Raw genomic sequence first — 18,282 nt, 5'->3', positions numbered from 1 at the left:
AAAACCGCGCGGATTTAGCGCGAAGCGAAGTGCGGTTCAGCCGCCTCAATGCTGATCACGCGACGGCTGGCGCGTGCCGCTGCCAGCGCCGGGCGGGTTTGCCACAGATAGCGCAGCGATGCCACCAGACACAGGCTGTAGCCAAACAGCTCGCTGCCCTCTTCCGCCATGTTCTTCACCACGCGGTTATAGCCATCCAGCATCAGTTGCTGCCACAGCTCATGCATGCCAAACAGCCGCGAGAACACCAGCACCGCCAGCAGCCCGGCGGCCATCATTTGCCAGCTGCGATGCTGCAGCAGTGCCGCCAGGCCCGGCAGGATTTGCCGCGGCTGACGCAGCGCCATCGCCAGCGAGGCCGCGGTCGTTGCCAGCGCAAACCACAGCCATGCGCCGTGCTGCACCACGTCGAACAGAAAATCCATTTCACGAATCAGCATGCAGCTGAAGAAGCCACCGACCAGAATCAGCGCGCTGCGCTGCTGCGGTCGTTGCCAGGCGGCGAGGAAGAACAGTGCGGCAATGACCGCCAGCATCAGCTCCTGTGTCGCTTCGGTGAAAGAGGTTTCGTGCAGTGCATCGTTCATCCAGTTGACGTCGATGTAGACCATCGCCATACAAAAGACCAGCACCAATCCACTGATGATAAAGGCCGCCAGTTCGCGGCTAATAAGAATAATGTTTTCGCGCATTGTGATACCAAATCAGAAAATAATTAGCGCGCTTATTATATTTCTGCTGGCTGGCACCACTTCTCATTTCATGCCGCTTCAGAAGCTGGCGCTGACGCCGAGGTTGTAAATGAACTGTTCGCCGCTGCTGACCGCGCCGGTCTGGGCGAAGGAGGCGAACGCCGCCATGTTCTGGCCGAGCGGCAGACGGGCACCGACGCTGACATCAATCCAGTTCGTTTCCCGGTTCATCTCTTCCGGCCGATCGCGCGGCACGGCCGTGCCGTCGAAGCTGAGCTGATGGCTGTAACTCACCTGTGCCCACGGCGATATCCAGCCAAAACTGGAATCCACGCGCCAGCCCAGTGAAGCGATGTGTTCGGCGTTATTACGATCAACCGGCGCGCAGGCGGCGCAGCTGAGAGTGGAATCATCGACGGCAAACTGCGCCACCGGACCGGTGCGCAGGCGGTCATTCATCGGCAGGTTCCAGCCTGCCGAGTAGCGGTTCACCAGCGGCGAGTTGCCGACGCTGGCCGTTTCGCTGTGCAGCGCCATGCCGCCGCCGGGCGGATTGAGCGCGGCATCAAGCAGATCGCTGTCGCGGTTTTCTGTCAACATCAGATGATTACTGGAAATTTTTTCGGCAAGTATCGCATTGTAATCAGGCGCGCTGCTCTCGCTGGCCTGATCCCACGCGTGCGCCGGCAGGGCCGCCACCAGTAGCCACCCACCGCTAAAGGCCAGCGCAAGGAGACGCTGGCCGGTCCGCTGACTGTTCTGCCACATGAAAGACTCCTGACGAGCCGGAAGGGATCGGGTTGGCCTTGAAATTGATGATCATCCTGAAGCGTTCACCCGGTTGCAGCGCGAACGTCCATGACGTTATTATCGGCACCCATTGATTAACTATTAATCGATTCTTTCAAACGTCAAGCGACTGACCGCTTTTTCCTCATGCTTAGGGAGTGATGCAATGCAGCGATGTGGCTGGGTAACACAGGATGCGCTTTATCTGGCGTACCACGACACGGAATGGGGCGTGCCGCAGACCGATAAGCGCGCCTTATTTGAGATGCTGTGTCTGGAGGGGCAACAGGCTGGCCTGTCATGGATCACCGTGCTGAAAAAGCGCGAGAACTACCGCCAGGCGTTTCATGATTTTGATCCGCAGGCGGTGGCGCTGATGGATGAGGCCGATCTGCTGCGCCTGCTGCAGAACAGCGGTTTGATCCGCCATCGCGGCAAGCTGGAAGCCATCATCAATAATGCCAAAGCGCTGCTGGCACTGGAGGCCACCGGCGAAGACTTTTCCCGCTTTATCTGGTCATTTGTCGATAACCAGCCGATTTTGCACCGTTACGCGGATTATAAACTGGCGCCAACCACCTCCGAACCGGCCATTGCGCTGTCTAAAGCGCTTAAGAAGCGTGGTTTTAAATTCGTCGGGCCTACAACCTGCCACTCTTTTTTACAGGCCTGCGGGCTGATTAACGATCATCAAACCAGCTGTTTCTGCCATCCCGATAATCTTTAAGGCAAAAGTTTACAAATTAAGACTGCGCCTCACGAATTTCCCCATCATTGAACGGCATAATAGTGCCGTTTTGGGGCATTTTCCCCGTTTCCGTATGAGGGACTTTTTCATGAAAAAGCGTGTACTGGCGCTGGCCTTGTTAATGAGCGGCAGCGTGGCGCTGTCGGGTTGTACCACCAATCCTTATACCGGCGAATCGCAGGCCGGGAAATCGGGCATCGGCGCGGGTCTGGGCGCGGTGCTGGGCGCTGGCGTGGGCGTGCTCTCTTCGTCGAAGAAAGATCGCGGTAAAGGTGCGCTCATTGGCGCAGCGTCGGGTGCGGCACTGGGCGGCGGCGTCGGCTATTACATGGATGTGCAGGAAGCCAAACTGCGCGACAAGATGCGCGGCACCGGCGTCAGCGTAACACGTCAGGGTGATAACATCGTGCTGAACATGCCGAACAACGTGACTTTTGACTCGAGCAGCGCCAACCTGAAACCGGCCGGCGCAAATACGCTGACCGGCGTGGCGATGGTGCTGAAAGAGTATCCGAAAACCGCCGTCAATGTGGTCGGCTTTACCGACAGCACCGGCACGCGCGCGCTGAACATGCGCCTGTCGCAGCAGCGTGCAGAAAGCGTCGCCAGCGCGCTGATCGTGCAGGGCGTGGCGCAGAACCGCCTGCGCACCCAGGGCATGGGCCCGGATAACCCGGTCGCCAGCAACAGCACCGAAGCCGGTAAAGCACAAAACCGTCGCGTCGAAATTACCCTGAGTCCGCTGGGCTAAGGCACAGGCCGGTCTGCCGCTGCAGGCCGGCTTTCGACGCGTTTTTACGCGCTTATTGACGCGTAAAGCAGCAGATAACGCGTAAACATCGCCGGACGATAGAGCCAGCGATGACTTTATGCTAGCGTGATCAAAATTTGATCAGTGGAAAGCCATCATGTCACTCAAAGCTATCGCCTCCGCCCTTGGCCTCTCTGTGACCACCGTGAGCCGCGCGCTGAATGGGTTTGATGATGTCGCCGCTGCTACCCGCAAACGCATCGAAGAGGAAGCCGACCGGCGCGGTTATCGCCCGAATGCCGCCGCGCGCCGCCTGAAGACCGGCCGTGCCAATGCAGTCGGGCTGGTGTTTCCGGTCAGCAATGCCTCACTCAACGACAGCTACTACAGTGAAATGCTGCTGACGCTCGATCAGCGTCTCGCCCTGCACGAGATCGATCTGCTGTTGCTCCCTGACAAACCGCAGGATCAGCAGCGCAATTTGCTGCGCATGCTGCGCAGCGGCGTGCTGGACGCGCTGATTGTCACCCATACCACGCCGCAGGATGTGCGATTGCAGCGCCTGCAGCAGAAGGGTTTTCGCTTTCTTACGCTGGGGCGCAGTCAGCTGCCGCAGCCTTACGCCTGGTTTGATTATGATAACCATGCCGGAACGCTACTGGCGGCACAGCACTGCCAGCAGCAGGGCTATACGCGCATTGCCTATCTCGGCGGTAACGAGCCCAGCACCTACATTCTTGACCGCCGGCAGGGGTTTATCGACGCGCTGCCCGCAACGCCCTGCGCGCAGCAGGCTGGCTGGATGGCCGCGCTGCCGCCCTCGCGCCGCGCGGGCTATCAGCAAACCCGCGCCTGGCTGGCGCACGATACTCAGCCTGACGCCATCATCACCGACTGCAGCCCGCTCGGCGAAGGCGCAGCGATTGCCCTGCAGCAGGCCGGGCGTCTGAGCGGCGCGCAGGCAATTCCCCTGTACGTGTACGATGGTTTGCCGCATGACTCGATTATCACGCAACCGGTCAACGCGATTCTGCAATCATCACAGCAGCGGATTGGCGAACGCGTCGCCGAAATGGTGCTGCAGCTGCTGGAGGGCGCGCCGCCCGCGCAGTTACAGACGCTGTGGCAGCCAATGCTGCGCCTCACTTCTGACGCACAGTGATTGCGCGGGTGCCGCGCTGTGATAGTCTTCGCCTGATGCAATTAATCAGGTGTATGTGATGAAAACCAGGCCGCCACGAGCCACAATCAGTGACGTTGCCCGCACGGCAAAAACCGGTAAAACCAGCGTTTCCCGCTATCTGAATGGCGAAGTTCATCTGCTTTCGCCGGATCTGAAAGCCCGTATCGAACAGGCGATTGCCGACCTCAACTACCGCCCCAGCCAGATGGCGCGCGGACTCAAACGCGGCCGCACCCGGCTGATAGGCCTGATCATTGCCGATATCACCAATCCCTACTCGGTGGATGTGCTGAGCGGCATTGAAGCCGCCTGCCGCGCGCGCGGCTTCACGCTGCTGATGTGTAACACCAACAACGAAGTTGACCTCGAACAGCACTACCTGCAGCTGCTCAGCAGCTATCAGGTGGAAGGCATTGTGGTGAATGCAGTCGGGATGCACGAAGAGGTGCTCAACCGTCTGCAGCAGTCGATGCTGCCGATGGTGCTGATTGACCGCAAAATTCCCGACTTCGCCTGCGACGTGGTCGGGCTCAACAACCCGGAGGCCGCCCGCATCGCCACCCGGCATTTGCTGGATAACGGCTACGAAGCGCTGTTGTTTCTGAGTGAGCCGCTCGGCAGCGTCAATACACGCCGCGAACGTCTCGCCGCCTTCTTTGACACCATCAGCAGCGCGCCACAGGTGGTGGCGGAGAATGCCGAAGTGGTGTTGCATCAGCCGGCGCAGCTGGAACAGGTGCTGCAGGCGTTTCATCAGCGCCATCCGGGCAAACGCTGCGCGGTGATGGCCGCCAACGGTGCGCTGACGCTACAGGTGGCGCGGGCGTTACAGCGTCTGACGCTGCGCTGGGGCGAGAGCATTGGCCTGCTGGGCTTCGACGAACTGGAGTGGGCGGCGCTGGCCGGCGTCGGCATCACCACGCTGAAGCAGCCCACCTGGCAGATCGGCTATGCCGCGCTGGAGCAGGTGATCGCGCGTATCGAAGGCAGCGAACAGCCGATTCGCGAGCAGGTTTTCTCCGGCGAACTGATTGTGCGCGGCTCCAGCCAGCCGCTGCGCTAATTCCGCTTTTCACGGCTCACTTCGTGAGCAGGATCATAATTCCGCACTCTGCTACTTTCCTTTGGAACCGGTTCCATTAAGCTTTTTACAGCACATTAACGTGCTGTCCGGCGCAAAACGGTGCGGCGGGCAATACAGCGAGACAGGCTGGAGGAAAGATGTCGAAAGCGGAAATTATTGTGGTCACGGCCGCCTACGGCGCGCACAAGGTGGCAGAACTGGGCGGCCAGGCAGCGCTGCTGCCGCTGATTAAAGCGGCCGGTGCCGATGGCGTCGAGATCCGCCGCGAGCTGTTCAGCGACGACGAATTGTGCCAGCTGCATACGCTTAGCGACGCGCTGCGTCAGCATCAGCTCAGCGTCAGCTATTCAGTGCCGGAAGCGCTGTGGCAGGCGGATGGTGCGCTCAATCCGCGCCTGGCGCAGTTCCTGCAGGAAGCTGAGCTGCTGGGCGCTCAGCGCCTCAAGCTGGCATTGGGTCACTATGTCTCGCTGGCCGATCGCCAGCTGGTCGAGGTGCTGGCCGGCTCGCGCGTCACGCTGGTCATCGAAAACGATCAGACGCCGGACAGTAAGCTGACGCCGATGCTGCACTTCTTCCATCACGCCTGCGATGCCGCGCTGCCGCTGGATATGACTTTCGACATGGGCAACTGGCGCTGGACCGGCGAAGACGCCCTGCAGGCAGCGGCGCAGCTCAGTCGCTACGTGAGCTACATTCATGTTAAGGCGGCGGTGCCGCACGGTGACAGCTTCCGCGCCATTGCGCTGGATGACGCCGACGACAGCTGGCGCACGCTGTTGCAGGCGCTGCCGGCCGATGCACCGCGCGGTATTGAGTTCCCATTAGCCGGCGCAGATTTAGTGGCGGTGACCCGCCACTACGTCGATCTGCTGCGTGCGGTGTAAGGAGTTCATCATGACACAGACTTCTCAGCTGGATGTCGTCACCATCGGTGAAGCGATGGCGATGTTTATTGCCGGGCAAACCGGCGATCTCGCCGCAGCCGATCAGTTCACGAAGCGCATTGCCGGTGCCGAACTTAACGTGGCGATTGGTCTGGCGCGCCTCGGTTTGCAGGTTGGCTGGGTCAGCCGCGTCGGCGACGACAGCTTCGGCCGTTTTACCCTGCAGCAGCTGGCGAAAGAGCAGGTTGACCACCGCTGCGTGACCATCGATAACCGCTATCGCACCGGCTTTCAGCTCAAAGCGCGCGTGGACGACGGCTCCGATCCGGAAGTGGAGTATTTCCGTAAAGGCTCCGCCGCCAGCCACCTGTCACCGGATGATTTCGACGAAAGCTATTTCGGCAGCGCGCGCCATCTGCATCTGAGCGGCGTGGCCGCCGCGCTTTCCGATAGCTCGCTGGCGCTGGCTAAACATGCGGCGAAAGAGATGCGCGCCCGCGGCAAAACCATCTCCTTTGATCCTAATCTGCGTCCGGTGCTGTGGCGCAGTGAAGAAGAGATGCGTAAGCAGCTGAATTTGCTGGCAGAATATGCCGACTGGGTGCTGCCAGGTGAAAAAGAGGGGCTGATTCTGACCGGCTACCGTCAGCCTGAAGCGATCGCGGATTTCTACCTCGATAAAGGCGTGCGGGCAGTGGTGATCAAAACCGGCAGCGACGGCGCCTGGTATAAAACCGCCGCGGGCGAACAGGGTCAGATTGCGCCGATCCACGTGGAGAATGTAGTGGATACCGTCGGCGCGGGCGATGGCTTTGCGGTCGGGCTGATCAGCGCGCTGCTGGAAGGGAAATCGCTGCCGCAGGCGATTCTGCGCGGTAACAAAATTGGTTCGCTGGCGATTCAGGTTGCCGGCGACAGCGAAGGTCTGCCGACGCGCGCAGCGCTCGGCGATTATTAAACAAACGCACGGACCGGTAGCGGCGCAATTTATTGCGCACATGCAGGACGCAACGTCAACAACGCGCGATGAATCGCGCCGCTACGATGCCGTGCCAATACGCTAAAACTGTCTCTACACCCTAATTTCGAGACGCATCCACAGAATGCGCCCGCCTCAACCAGAGGAGTCACCCATGAAATCGCAGACAATCGCGCCAAAACGCTGGTGGTATATCATGCCCATCGTGTTTATCACCTACAGTCTGGCGTATCTGGACCGGGCGAACTTTAGCTTCGCCTCTGCCGCAGGGATAAATGAGGATCTCGGTATCACCAAAGGCATGTCATCGCTGCTCGGTGCCCTGTTCTTCCTTGGCTACTTCTTCTTTCAGATCCCCGGCGCGGTCTATGCCGAGCGCCGCAGCGTAAAAAAACTGATTTTCTGGTGTCTGATTCTGTGGGGCGGCTGCGCCTCGCTGACCGGTATCGTCAGCAATATTCCGATGCTGGCCGCCATCCGCTTTGTCCTCGGCGTGGTGGAAGCGGCGGTGATGCCGGCGATGCTGATCTACATCAGCAACTGGTTTACCAAATCCGAGCGCTCCCGTGCGAATACCTTCCTGATCCTCGGCAACCCGGTGACGGTGCTGTGGATGTCGGTGGTGTCCGGCTACCTGATTAACTCCTTTGGCTGGCGCGAGATGTTCATCATCGAGGGCTTCCCGGCGGTGATCTGGGCGATTGCCTGGTGGTTTATGGTGCAGGATAAACCGGCCCAGGCCAAATGGATGAGCGACGAAGAGAAAGCGGCGCTGCAGGCGCAGCTGCAGAAGGAGCAGGAGAACATTAAAGCGGTGCGCAACTACAGCGAAGCCTTCCGCAACCGCAACGTTATCCTGCTGTGCCTGCAATATTTTGCCTGGAGCATCGGCGTGTACGGTTTCGTGCTGTGGCTGCCGTCGATTCTGCGTAACGGCACGCAGATGGGCATGGTCGAAGCGGGCTGGCTGTCGGCGGTACCGTATCTGGTGGCGACCATCGCCATGCTGGTGGTGTCGTGGGCGTCGGACAAGACGCAAAACCGTAAGCTGTTTGTCTGGCCGCTGCTGCTGATTGGCGCACTGGCGTTCCTCGGCTCGTGGATGGTGGGCTCCAGCAACTTCTGGCTGTCGTATGCGCTGCTGGTGATTGCCGGTGGTGCGATGTACGCCCCGTATGGCCCGTTCTTCGCCATCATTCCGGAGATGCTGCCGCGCAATGTTTCCGGCGGTGCCATGGCGCTGATTAACAGTATGGGCGCACTGGGTTCCTTCATCGGTTCATGGATCGTAGGCTATCTTAATGGGGCGACCGGCAGTCCTGCCGCCTCCTATGTCTTTATGGGTGCTGCGCTACTGGCGTCGGTGTGGCTGACGCTGATTGTTAAACCGGCGGCCAACAAAACGCCGCCGCCGATTCACGGGGCGAAGCACGCCTGAAAGCGTAAGCGATGACTTTTCCGGGCGACTCAGGTCGCCCGTCACACGTTCTACAGGGAGCAAATAATGAAACCTGCTGTGATTCTGTATAAGAGCCTGCCCGATGACCTGCGTGCCAAGCTGGACCAGCACTTCAGCGTCACGGAAGTGAAAGATGTCTCGCCGGAGACGGTGAAACAGCATGCGGCGCAGTTCGCCGCAGCGCAGGGTCTGCTGGGCTCCGGCGGCAAAGTGAATGATGAGCTGCTGGCCAGCATGCCGGCACTGCGTGCCTGTTCTACCGTCTCCGTCGGCTATGACAACTTTGACGTTGATGCGCTCAACCAGCGCAACGTTCTGCTGATGCACACGCCCACCGTCCTGACCGAAACCGTGGCCGATACCATGATGGCGCTGGTGCTGAGCACCGCGCGTCGCGTCACCGAGCTGGATAAGTGGGTCAAAGCCGGTGAGTGGAAAAAGAGTATTGACGCTGAGCACTTCGGTATCGACGTACACCACAAGACGCTGGGCATTCTCGGCATGGGCCGCATTGGTCTGGCACTGGCGCAGCGCGCCCACTTTGGCTTCGGCATGAACATTCTGTACAACGCCCGCCGCCAGCATGAAGAGGCGGAAACCCGCTTTGGCGCGCGCGCCTGCGATCTGGAAACGCTGTTGAAAGAGAGCGATTTTGTCTGCATCAGCCTGCCGCTGACCGAGCAGACGCACCATATGATCGGTGCGGAACAGCTGAAACTGATGAAGCCGAGCGCGATTCTGATCAACGCCGGACGCGGTCCGGTGGTCGATGAGCAGGCGCTGACCGCCGCACTGAAAGACGGCACCATTCACGCCGCCGGGCTGGATGTGTTTGAAGTCGAGCCGGTGCCGGCCGATGCGGAAATCCTCACGCTGCCGAACGTGGTCGCGCTGCCGCACATTGGCTCCGCCACGCATGAAACGCGTTACGGCATGGCGCGCGATGCGGTCGACAACCTGATCGCCGCGCTGAGCGGTAAGGTTGAGAAAAACTGCGTTAACCCGCAGGTCCAGGCCTGATCCCACGGCTTTAGCCATTGCGCCTGCCGGTTGCGGGCGCTATGGTGGTCTTCCCCCTGATAACAATGTTTTTACCTCCTATGGCTTTTTCTCAGTTCGGCGACAAATTTACGCAACATTCCGGCATCTCTCGTCTGATGGAAGATATGGGCGAAGGGCTGCGTACGCCTGGTACGATTATGCTGGGCGGCGGTAATCCGGCACAGATTCCGGCCATCAATGATTATTTCAGTCAGCTGCTGCTGCAGATGCATCAGGACGGCAAGCTGAACGAAGCGCTGTGCAACTACGACGGCCCGCGCGGCAAAGCGCTGCTGCTGGAGGCGCTGGCCACACTGCTGCGCGAGGAACTCGGCTGGCCGGTAACGCCACAAAATATCGCGCTCACCAACGGCAGCCAGAGCGCGTTTTTCTACCTGTTTAACCTGTTTGCCGGCCGCCGCGCCGACGGCAGCAAAAAGCGCGTGCTGTTCCCGCTGGCGCCGGAATACCTCGGTTATGCCGATGCCGGGCTGGAGGAGGATCTGTTCATCTCCGCCAAACCGAACATTGAGCTGCTGCCGGAAGGCCAGTTTAAATATCACGTCGATTTCGACCATCTGCCGCTGAATGAGGAGACAGGCCTGATTTGCGTGTCGCGTCCGACCAACCCAACCGGCAACGTGATCACCGACCACGAACTGCTGCAGCTGGACGCGCTGGCACAGCAACACGGCGTCCCGCTGCTGATCGATAACGCCTATGGCGTGCCGTTCCCCGGCATCATCTTTAGCGAAGCACGTCCGCTGTGGAACCCCAACACCATTCTGTGCATGAGCCTGTCGAAGCTGGGCCTGCCAGGTGCGCGCTGCGGCATTATCGTTGCCGATGAGAGCACGATCGGCGCGATTGGCAACATGAACGGTATTATCAGCCTGGCGCCAGGCAGCATCGGTCCGGCAATCGCCACCGAGATGATTGTGCGCGGCGATCTGCTGCGCCTGTCGCAGGAAGTGATTAAACCGTTCTATCAGGCCAAGGTTAGCGAAACTATCGCGATTATTCGCCGCTATATCAGCGAAGATCGCTGCCTGATCCACAAACCGGAAGGCGCTATCTTCCTGTGGCTGTGGTTCCGCGACCTGCCGATCAGCACCGAAGCGCTGTATCAGCGCCTGAAAGCGCGCGGCGTGCTAATGGTGCCGGGCCACTTCTTCTTCCCGGGGCTGGAACAGGCCTGGCTGCACACCCATCAGTGCATGCGCATGAATTACGTACCGGACAGCGACAAGATTGAGCGTGCGGTACAGATTCTGGCGGAAGAGCTGGATAACGTCTGGAACGCTTAATCCGCGCTTAACGACAGCTGGCACCACTGCGCCAGCTGCTGAATCGCCTGTTCGACTTCGGCGTTCCAGCCAAAACCGGCGTTGAGCCGGAAGCAGTGATCGTAGCGGTGATCGGTGGCGAAGATGTGTCCAGGCGCGATGCCGATGCCCGCGTTGCGCGCCTTGAGAAACAGCGCGCGTACGTTCAGCGCCTGTTGCGGCATCTCCACCCACAGCACGTAACCGCCCTCTGGATCCGACACACGCGTGCCCGCCGGGAAGTAGCGCAGCACCGCCTGGCGCATGTGGTGGATCTGATTTTTCAGCTCGCGCCGCAGCTTGCGCAGGTGCGCATCGTAACCGCCGCTGCGCAGCAGTTCGGCAATCGCCGCCTGCGACAGCACCGACGTGCCCATGCTGGTGGTGTACTTCAGCGAGGCGATTTTGCGCATGTACTTGGTGCTGTGCACCCAGCCAATACGGATGCCGGGCGCCACAGTTTTGGAGAAGCCGCTGCACAGGATGGCATTGGGGCTGAAGGCGCGCATCGGAAACGGTCGGCGCTCGCCGAAAGCCGTATCGCCAAAGATATCGTCCTCAATGATCACCACATCATTCTCATCGGCCTGGCGCGCGATATACGCCTTGTGCTCGTTGGGAATGCTTTTGCCCAGCGGATTATTGATATTGTTGATGGTGAGATAGGCCTGCACCGCTTTACGCCGGAACAGCCCGGTGAGTTTCGCGACATTAACGTAACCCTCCGGCCCGGCTTCCACTTCAATGACGCGCAGGTTGAGGTTGTGCAGCATCTGTAGCAGCACGAAGTAGCACGGCGACTCCACCGCCACGATATCGCCCGGCCGCGTGGTGGCGCGCAGCGCCAGCGAAATCGCCTCAATGCAGCCGTTAGTGACCAGGATGTCATCGGCGCTGATATTGCAGCCATAATCCACCGCGCGCCGGGCAATTTCCGCCTTCAGCGGCGCATAGCCGGTGCCTTTCACCGTATTACCGAGCAGCGCCGGTTTGCTGTAACCCATCTGCCGCATCAGCAGGCCAATTTTTTTCACCGGATAGAGCGAGATGTCGCCGTTGGCCAGATCGAGCCGCACGCGGCAGTCCGATCCCAGCATCGCCAGGTGCAGTTCAGTTTGCTCATCCAGCGGCGCCACTTCGCGCGGCTGCTCGCTGAATACCGCCGGCACTTTTTTCTCTGTGGGACGCGGTGCGACAAAAAAGCCAGACTTCGGCCGCGCCACCGCGTAGTGCTCATCCTCCAGCGTGCGTAATGTTTTCAGGGCAGTGGTCATGCTGACGCGATACTGCGTCGCCAGCGTGCGCACCGACGGCAAACGGCTGTCGGGCGGCAGCGATCCGCTATGAATGGCCTGTTTTATCTGCTCAGCGATCTGACGGTAACGACTGCTCTGACTCTCCTGTTCCTGCGTTTCACCCGCCATCTGTTCCACCCCATATCGTGCTGATCTGTGCGTATTCATCAGATTACATTCAAAGTACTTTAGGCTGCATCTGTTAATTCAGCTTCACGCAGCACCTTCGTGGCCCGTTTTCCAGCCCGTTGTCGCCCGCACGGCAGCGGCGATTTTATTAGCCAAAGGATGAAGTGAAAAATGAATAATCTGTCCGCGATGATGAGTGAAATTGAAGAATACCTGACGCCCGCGATTCTCGATTCCGCCCAGCACTGTGCTCAGCGACTGCTCGCCGCCCTGCCCGATCCCGACCATCCCGAACGTAACCGCGTACTGCTGGCCTATGGCGGCGGCAAAGACAGCAGCTATATGGTGGCCTACGTACGTTACATTCAGGGGTTAATCTGGCAACAGCGCAACAGCACGTTTCAGCTGCGCATCAGCACTAACCGCCATGCCGCCATGAACGACAGCGTGATGGAAAACATCGACCGCGTCTATCGCGCGCTGCGTATCCACGATGACGCGTTCACCGAGTGCCTGGTGACCGACGGGCTGCAGATTCGTCCCTTCGATCGCCATTTGCCAATGCCGCAGAGCGTGCGTCAGCAGAACCGCGACGATGTGCTGATGAATGGTCACCGCTTCCGTGCCGACGCGCGCTCCACCTTCTGCAACGCCTGCAACCTGAGCATGGTGAATTCGTTTGGCCTGGCGGCGCACTACGATGGCGGCGTCGATGTGATCATCACCGGCGATTCGCCGCAGGAACAGACCGCTTACCTTGCGTGGGCGCGCCACCTGTCAAAACTGTTTGATGCGCCAATGGCCGATAAATCGCGCGGCTTCAGCGGCTTTCTCCACACGCTGGACGGCGTGGCGGCGCGCTACTTCGCCGACATTTACGGCGCTGACCAGGTCACGCCGGCACATCGCATTACCTGGCAGCTGGCGCGCGACCCGCTGTTCTTCAACATCTATCAGGACACCGCTTATGAGGCTGGCGCGCACTGGGCGCTGCTGACCGAATTCATGCATTTCCGCTTCGATGAGCTGATGTTCAGCTTCTCCGAATCGGACTGCGGCAACCCGACGTTAATGGCACATATTCGCGGTCTGCGTGCGGAGACGCTGTTGCAGCGCAGCTACGCCGAAGGCATTCGCGAATATGTGCGCTTTGCGCTCGGCCTGATGGTGCAGAAGGACTTTCCGCCGCAGCTGATCGATGAGATGGCCGCGCGCTATCAGGATGATGCCGCGATTGCCCGCGCACGCCAGCGCGCCGCGCAGTTCGCACTCGACGCTTTCGGCCTCAGTGAAACCCAGCTGGTATGCATGATCTATTCACCGTTTATCGCCGCCGGCCAGCAGCTGAAAGCCTGGCTGCTGCAGCTGCCGGCCGCGCCGGAGGAAGCCGCGGTGCGCGCCTTGCTGAGCGGAGAGAGCGAGGATGTGGCGCTGGCGCAGCAGCTCACGCAGCTGTCGGGCCTCAGCGTGGCGCAGATGCGGCACTGCTGGCGCAGCGCGGCGGTGAGTTCGCTGCTGGACGGCGCACGCGGCGATGCGCTGTCGCGCGTGTTGCGTTTCGACCCGCACAAAGCGGTGATTCAGGTTAACAACGGTGCGTTACAGGACATCGTTACTGAAGTGATTTCCGGGCGTTAACCCGGTAAGGCGACGCGATGAGAAAGATTTTTCTGCAGATTGGTGCCACGCGCGACGGGCAAAATCCCTACTGCGCGGTGGCAAAACGCGAAGGCTATTTTACTGTACTGGCCGAAATGGGGGATTTTGTCGACTATCAATCGCTCAGCATCGCCCTGCCGTTCGATCTGATTGTGCGTCTCGATCGCCCGGAAAACCCGTGGGATGTCCTCAATGCCTGTCTGCACGCCGGTCTGCTGGAGCATCCACAGGTGGTGCTGGCCGGTTTTGAGGCTTACAACGCCAGCGCTGGTCGGGTGCGTGAACTGCTGGCCGGCCCGGATGCCGGTCCGGGCTTTATCCCGCCGGATAAATATGCACAGCGCATGGCGCTGCGCAAAGCCTGGCCGCGTTTTCCGCAGCCGGAGTTTCGCTTCTTTGCCTCACCGCTCAGCATTGGCGATGCGCGGGATGCGCTGCTTTATCCCTGCGTGATCAAACCGGTCGACGGCGGCGGCGGACTGGGCATCTGGCTGGTGGAAGAGGCCAGCCAGCTGGATGCGGTGATTGCCCGGCTGCTCGACACCATGAACTATGGCGGACGCGGCTTTACCGGCTTTATCGTCGAAAGCTGGCTGGCCGGCGACGAATATTCGCTGCAGGGCGTGGTGGAGAATGGACACGCGGTAGCGCTGACCTGCTGCCAGAAGGTGATTGAGCAGCATACCGAGGCCGACGGCTGTATCAGCTTTTACGAATCCGGCCATGTGGCGATGGCGGCGCAGCAGCTGCCCGCCGCCTTCACCAGCCTGATGAGCTTCTGCTGTGAAACCTTCGGCTACCGGCGCGGCGCTTTCCACATTGATTTCATTATGGTGAACGGCGAACCGCACTTTCTCGAAATGGGCTTTCGCCTGTCCGGCATGGGCGTGGTGAACCTGGTGGAAGAGGTCACCGGCATCAACTGGGCCGAGGTGGCCTTTCAGGTTGAAGCCGGACGCGGCCTGCCTGAACTGCACTTCGCTTCACCGTCACAGGCCGTCGGCCGGCTGCGGTTGCGCCAGCGGCTGCAGTATGACGCCGCCGGGCGCTGGATTGCCGACCACCAGCGCGGCCAGCTGTTACCGCCGCTCAACTTACCGGCGCTGGAGGTCTCGCCGCGCTCATCGCTGTACGCCGATCTGACGCGCCACGCCGGGATTCTCGCCACGCTGCGTCTGCCTGCCGCCAGCCGCGACGAAATTCTGGCGGTGTTTCACGCCCTTCTTGCTGTTCCCGCTTTGACCTCACGGAGAGATTTACTATGTGCAGAATGATTCTGGCACACGGCCAGTTTGACGCCGCTGCGGTACTGGACGCCGCACGCGCCATGAGTTGCGGTGAAACCGCCGCGCACGATGGCCCGATTAAACAACATCCCAACGGCTGGGGCTGTCTGTGGCTGGAGCACGGTCAGATCCGTACGCTGCATGGCAGCGGCACCTTTGCCGAAGCACTGCCTGGCATTGACGTCACGCGCATGCAGCACAGCCGCTTTCTGGCGGTGCACGTGCGTCACGCCACGCTCAGCAAAAACCAGGGCATTGCGTTCTCCCATCCGCTGCGGCGCACCAGCGGCACCATCCAGTGGTACATGATGCACAACGGCTTTTTGCCGACCGTCTATGCGCAGCTCGGCATGGCGCAGTCGCGCTTTGATTCCGCTGAATATCTGGAATATATCGTCGACCGCGTGACGCCCGCCGATTTCACCCGCGACTATCTGCGCGAAAAAATGGCCCGGGTGGCGCCGGGTGGCAGCGCGGCAAACGCCATTTTCGTCACCCGCGAGAAGGCCTGGGCGTGGCAATGGCATCCTGATGACACACCATACCCCGACTATTTCACCCTGCATCGTTGTCAGCAGAACAACAGCACCTTTATCTCCTCTGAACCTGTTTCAACACTGGGCACGGCGTCAGCATGGCACCGTATGAGCAACCATGAACTTCATGAAATTCCTTTTGGAGAGTGAACCCATGGCCATTTTCAATCAGATTCGCGTCATTAACCCCAACATGTTCGTCGAAAGCACCTGGCTGGATGACATCGTCACCGCGCGCGTGCCGCTGCTGGTACTGCGCAATTTCCTCACGCCAGAGGTGCGCAACGCGGTGGTGGCTGATCTCCAGCAGTGCCGCGAGCAGGTACGGGTTTCTCACTATCCAAATGGCGCGCTGACCACGCTCGGCCCGTATCTGGCGAAGCACACCGCCGCGCCGGAAAACTATTTCACCGAACTGCGCGACATCCAGCCGGCGCTGCCGGCCTCGCTGCACGCCCTGCGCGCGCAGATTTACCACTGGGTGCAGCATGCGCTGCGCCTTGAGAGTCTGCAAACCGCCACCGAACCGGCACTGGGTGATTACGCCGGCTCGATTGTGCGTTTCCACGCTGACGGGGTCGCTAATCCGCTGCATAACGACAACATCGTGCGCGATGCCGCTGGCAGCGGTCTGGCGGTGACGCACATTCTGCATCAGCTGAGCTGCGTCGTGTGCCTGCAGGAGTGCAACGCTGGCGGCGCGCTGCGCATCTTCAATAAGAAATGGCAGCCGGAAGACGAGCGCTTTAAAACGCCCGGCGAGCTGGGCTACCAGAGCGGCGTCATCGCCGGCAGCGAGACCTGCGAGTTCGCGCCGCGCAGTGGCGATATCTATCTGTTTAATCCCGCGTTTTATCATGAAATCGATCGCGTTGAAGGCGACACGCGCATCACCATGGGCTTTTTCTTTGGCCTGACCGACAAAAAAATGAAGCACGCCATTGCCTGGAGTTAATCCCGGCCTTAGACGAGGAAGACAGTATGACAACCTATGACAAAGTGATTGCGCTGCTGGATGCGCAGCAGGCCCGCTACCGCGTGGTGGAGCATGAGGCCATCGGCCAGACCGAGGTGATTAGCGCCATCCGCGGAAACGATCTCCAGCAGGCGGCCAAAGCCATGGTGCTGGAAGTCACCATGCCGGACGGCGCCGCGCCGCGCTATCTGCTGGCGATCGTACCTGGCGACTGCAAAATCAACTTCAAGCACGCCGCGCGTGCCATTGGCGGTAAGAAGTCGACGTTTGCCACCCCTGAGCAGGCACAAGCGCTGACGCAGTGTGTGATGGGCGCGGTGCCGCCGTTTAGTTTTGATGACCGACTGGCGCTGCGCGTGGATGCGCGACTGCGTGATGTCGGGACGCTGTGGTTTAACGCCGGTGCGCTGGACCGCTCGGTAGCTTTGGATGTGGATGATTATTTTCGACTGATCGGCGACGACTGCGGTGCAGAGATCGCCACACCGGTGACGGCAACCGCCTGATTGCCGCGCTGAGGAATGCGTATGTCCGTGAAAGATATGTTGTTAGCCCTGTGCGTCGTGGTGGCGTGGGGCGTAAATTTTGTGGTGATTAAGCTGGGTTTGCAGGGCATGCCGCCCTTTTTGCTGGCGGGACTGCGGTTTACGCTGGTGGCGTTTCCGGCGATCTTTTTCGTGCGTCGTCCGGCAATTCCGCTGCGCTGGCTGGTGGTGTATGGCATGACCATCAGCTTTGGTCAGTTCGCGTTTCTGTTCCTCGCCATCAAGCTCGGCATGCCAGCCGGGCTGGCTTCGCTGGTGCTGCAGGCGCAGGCATTTTTCACCCTGCTGCTCGGCGCGCTGCTGCTGGCCGAGAAGCTGCGCTGGAACCACATCGCCGGCATTCTGGTCGCCACGCTCGGCATGTTTATGCTGGCAACCGCCGGTATGGAGGGCCAGACAACCGCGGGCATCACGCTGACCACCATGATGCTGACGCTGGCGGCGGCGCTGTCGTGGGGGCTGGGCAATATCACTAACAAGATTATCCTGCGCAACCGCAAGGTGCCGGTGATGTCGCTGGTGGTGTGGAGCGCGCTGGTACCAATTGCGCCGTTCTTTGCCTGTTCGTGGTGGTTCGAGGGCGAATCCGCCATTGTCACCAGCCTGCTGGATATTTCGCTGCAGACGGTGCTGGCGCTGCTCTATCTGGCGTTTTTCGCCACCATCATTGGCTACGCCATCTGGGGCAATCTGCTCAGCCGCTACGAAACCTGGCGCGTGGCGCCGCTGTCGCTGCTGGTGCCGGTGGTCGGCATTCTCAGCGCCGCGCTGATCCTCGGTGAAACTCTGTCGGCGCAGGAGATTCTCGGCGCGTCGGTGATCATTCTCGGGCTGCTGGTGAATGTGTTTGGCGGTATGGTGAGCCAGCGCCTGCTGGTACGTACCTGATGATGCAGCCATAAAAAAACGCCGCGTTGC

General features: G+C 60.2%; 18 protein-coding genes. 15 read left to right on the top strand and 3 right to left on the bottom strand.

All coding sequences use genetic code 11. From position 1 onward, the window contains the following. Nucleotides 1-14: 14 nt before the first annotated feature. On the bottom strand, nucleotides 15-692 hold the full coding sequence (locus tag C1N60_RS00165; RefSeq protein ID WP_394521246.1) for a hypothetical protein: 678 nt from the start codon (nucleotides 690-692) through the stop codon (nucleotides 15-17). Nucleotides 693-770: 78 nt separating this feature from the next. Further along, a complete protein-coding gene (locus C1N60_RS00160) occupies nucleotides 771-1,460 on the bottom strand; it encodes an autotransporter (RefSeq protein WP_394521245.1) in 690 nt (229 codons plus the stop codon). Nucleotides 1,461-1,647: 187 nt separating this feature from the next. Between C1N60_RS00160 and C1N60_RS00155 the strand changes: the two genes are divergently transcribed. The 9 genes from C1N60_RS00155 to C1N60_RS00115 all read left to right on the top strand — a co-directional run bounded on the left by C1N60_RS00155 (nucleotide 1,648) and on the right by C1N60_RS00115 (nucleotide 10,920). Beyond that, nucleotides 1,648-2,208: a DNA-3-methyladenine glycosylase I gene (locus C1N60_RS00155; RefSeq protein WP_058781878.1), complete on the top strand. Its 561-nt coding sequence runs from the start codon at nucleotides 1,648-1,650 to the stop codon at nucleotides 2,206-2,208. A gap of 109 nt (nucleotides 2,209-2,317) precedes the next feature. Further along, nucleotides 2,318-2,980: an OmpA family lipoprotein gene (locus C1N60_RS00150; RefSeq protein ID WP_021506888.1), complete on the top strand. Its 663-nt coding sequence runs from the start codon at nucleotides 2,318-2,320 to the stop codon at nucleotides 2,978-2,980. Nucleotides 2,981-3,137: 157 nt separating this feature from the next. Beyond that, nucleotides 3,138-4,142, top strand: a complete 1,005-nt coding sequence (locus tag C1N60_RS00145; RefSeq protein ID WP_338670622.1) for a LacI family DNA-binding transcriptional regulator — start codon at nucleotides 3,138-3,140, stop codon at nucleotides 4,140-4,142. Nucleotides 4,143-4,200: 58 nt separating this feature from the next. Next, the gene (locus C1N60_RS00140) at nucleotides 4,201-5,226 is read left to right on the top strand and encodes a LacI family DNA-binding transcriptional regulator (RefSeq protein WP_058770743.1); all 1,026 of its coding nucleotides are present in this window, start codon (nucleotides 4,201-4,203) and stop codon (nucleotides 5,224-5,226) included. Between the two features lie 158 nt (nucleotides 5,227-5,384). Further along, a complete protein-coding gene (locus tag C1N60_RS00135; RefSeq protein ID WP_264241085.1) occupies nucleotides 5,385-6,134 on the top strand; it encodes a sugar phosphate isomerase/epimerase family protein in 750 nt (249 codons plus the stop codon). A 10-nt stretch (nucleotides 6,135-6,144) separates the two neighbouring features. Continuing rightward, nucleotides 6,145-7,092 carry a sugar kinase gene (locus C1N60_RS00130; protein ID WP_394521244.1) on the top strand — a complete coding sequence of 316 codons (948 nt, stop codon included), beginning with the start codon at nucleotides 6,145-6,147 and terminating at the stop codon, nucleotides 7,090-7,092. Nucleotides 7,093-7,267: 175 nt separating this feature from the next. After that, nucleotides 7,268-8,551, top strand: a complete 1,284-nt coding sequence (locus tag C1N60_RS00125; RefSeq protein ID WP_021506893.1) for an MFS transporter — start codon at nucleotides 7,268-7,270, stop codon at nucleotides 8,549-8,551. Between the two features lie 66 nt (nucleotides 8,552-8,617). Beyond that, nucleotides 8,618-9,592: a glyoxylate/hydroxypyruvate reductase GhrB gene (gene ghrB, locus C1N60_RS00120; protein WP_058758185.1), complete on the top strand. Its 975-nt coding sequence runs from the start codon at nucleotides 8,618-8,620 to the stop codon at nucleotides 9,590-9,592. Nucleotides 9,593-9,672: 80 nt separating this feature from the next. Further along, the gene (locus C1N60_RS00115) at nucleotides 9,673-10,920 is read left to right on the top strand and encodes a valine--pyruvate transaminase (RefSeq protein ID WP_394521243.1); all 1,248 of its coding nucleotides are present in this window, start codon (nucleotides 9,673-9,675) and stop codon (nucleotides 10,918-10,920) included. Here C1N60_RS00115 and C1N60_RS00110 read toward each other — a convergent pair. Then, nucleotides 10,917-12,362, bottom strand: coding sequence for an aminotransferase-like domain-containing protein (locus C1N60_RS00110; protein WP_058775612.1), 1,446 nt, complete (start codon nucleotides 12,360-12,362; stop codon nucleotides 10,917-10,919). The two genes, C1N60_RS00115 and C1N60_RS00110, sit on opposite strands and share 4 nt — an antisense overlap. Before the next feature lie 171 nt (nucleotides 12,363-12,533). Here C1N60_RS00110 and C1N60_RS00105 point away from each other — a divergent pair, with 171 nt between their 5' ends. From C1N60_RS00105 to C1N60_RS00080, 6 genes are read left to right on the top strand one after another with little or no spacing between them, the layout of a single operon-like run. Next, nucleotides 12,534-14,000, top strand: coding sequence for a hypothetical protein (locus tag C1N60_RS00105; protein ID WP_059010250.1), 1,467 nt, complete (start codon nucleotides 12,534-12,536; stop codon nucleotides 13,998-14,000). A 17-nt stretch (nucleotides 14,001-14,017) separates the two neighbouring features. Further along, on the top strand, nucleotides 14,018-15,295 hold the full coding sequence (locus C1N60_RS00100) for an ATP-grasp domain-containing protein (RefSeq protein ID WP_394521242.1): 1,278 nt from the start codon (nucleotides 14,018-14,020) through the stop codon (nucleotides 15,293-15,295). Beyond that, nucleotides 15,283-15,993 carry a class II glutamine amidotransferase gene (locus tag C1N60_RS00095; RefSeq protein WP_394521241.1) on the top strand — a complete coding sequence of 237 codons (711 nt, stop codon included), beginning with the start codon at nucleotides 15,283-15,285 and terminating at the stop codon, nucleotides 15,991-15,993. Before C1N60_RS00100 ends, C1N60_RS00095 begins: the two co-directional genes overlap by 13 nt. A gap of 4 nt (nucleotides 15,994-15,997) precedes the next feature. Beyond that, entirely contained in the window at nucleotides 15,998-16,798 is an 801-nt protein-coding gene (locus C1N60_RS00090; RefSeq protein ID WP_159377278.1) for a 2OG-Fe(II)-dependent halogenase WelO5 family protein, read from the top strand. 26 nt (nucleotides 16,799-16,824) lie between these two features. Then, nucleotides 16,825-17,325: a YbaK/EbsC family protein gene (locus C1N60_RS00085; RefSeq protein WP_058775617.1), complete on the top strand. Its 501-nt coding sequence runs from the start codon at nucleotides 16,825-16,827 to the stop codon at nucleotides 17,323-17,325. Nucleotides 17,326-17,346: 21 nt separating this feature from the next. Then, on the top strand, nucleotides 17,347-18,252 hold the full coding sequence (locus C1N60_RS00080; RefSeq protein WP_021506902.1) for an EamA family transporter: 906 nt from the start codon (nucleotides 17,347-17,349) through the stop codon (nucleotides 18,250-18,252). Nucleotides 18,253-18,282 lie beyond the last annotated feature (30 nt).

Source organism: Pantoea sp. SGAir0184 (assembly GCF_043544755.1).
This window is presented reverse-complemented; position numbering and strand designations above follow the sequence as displayed.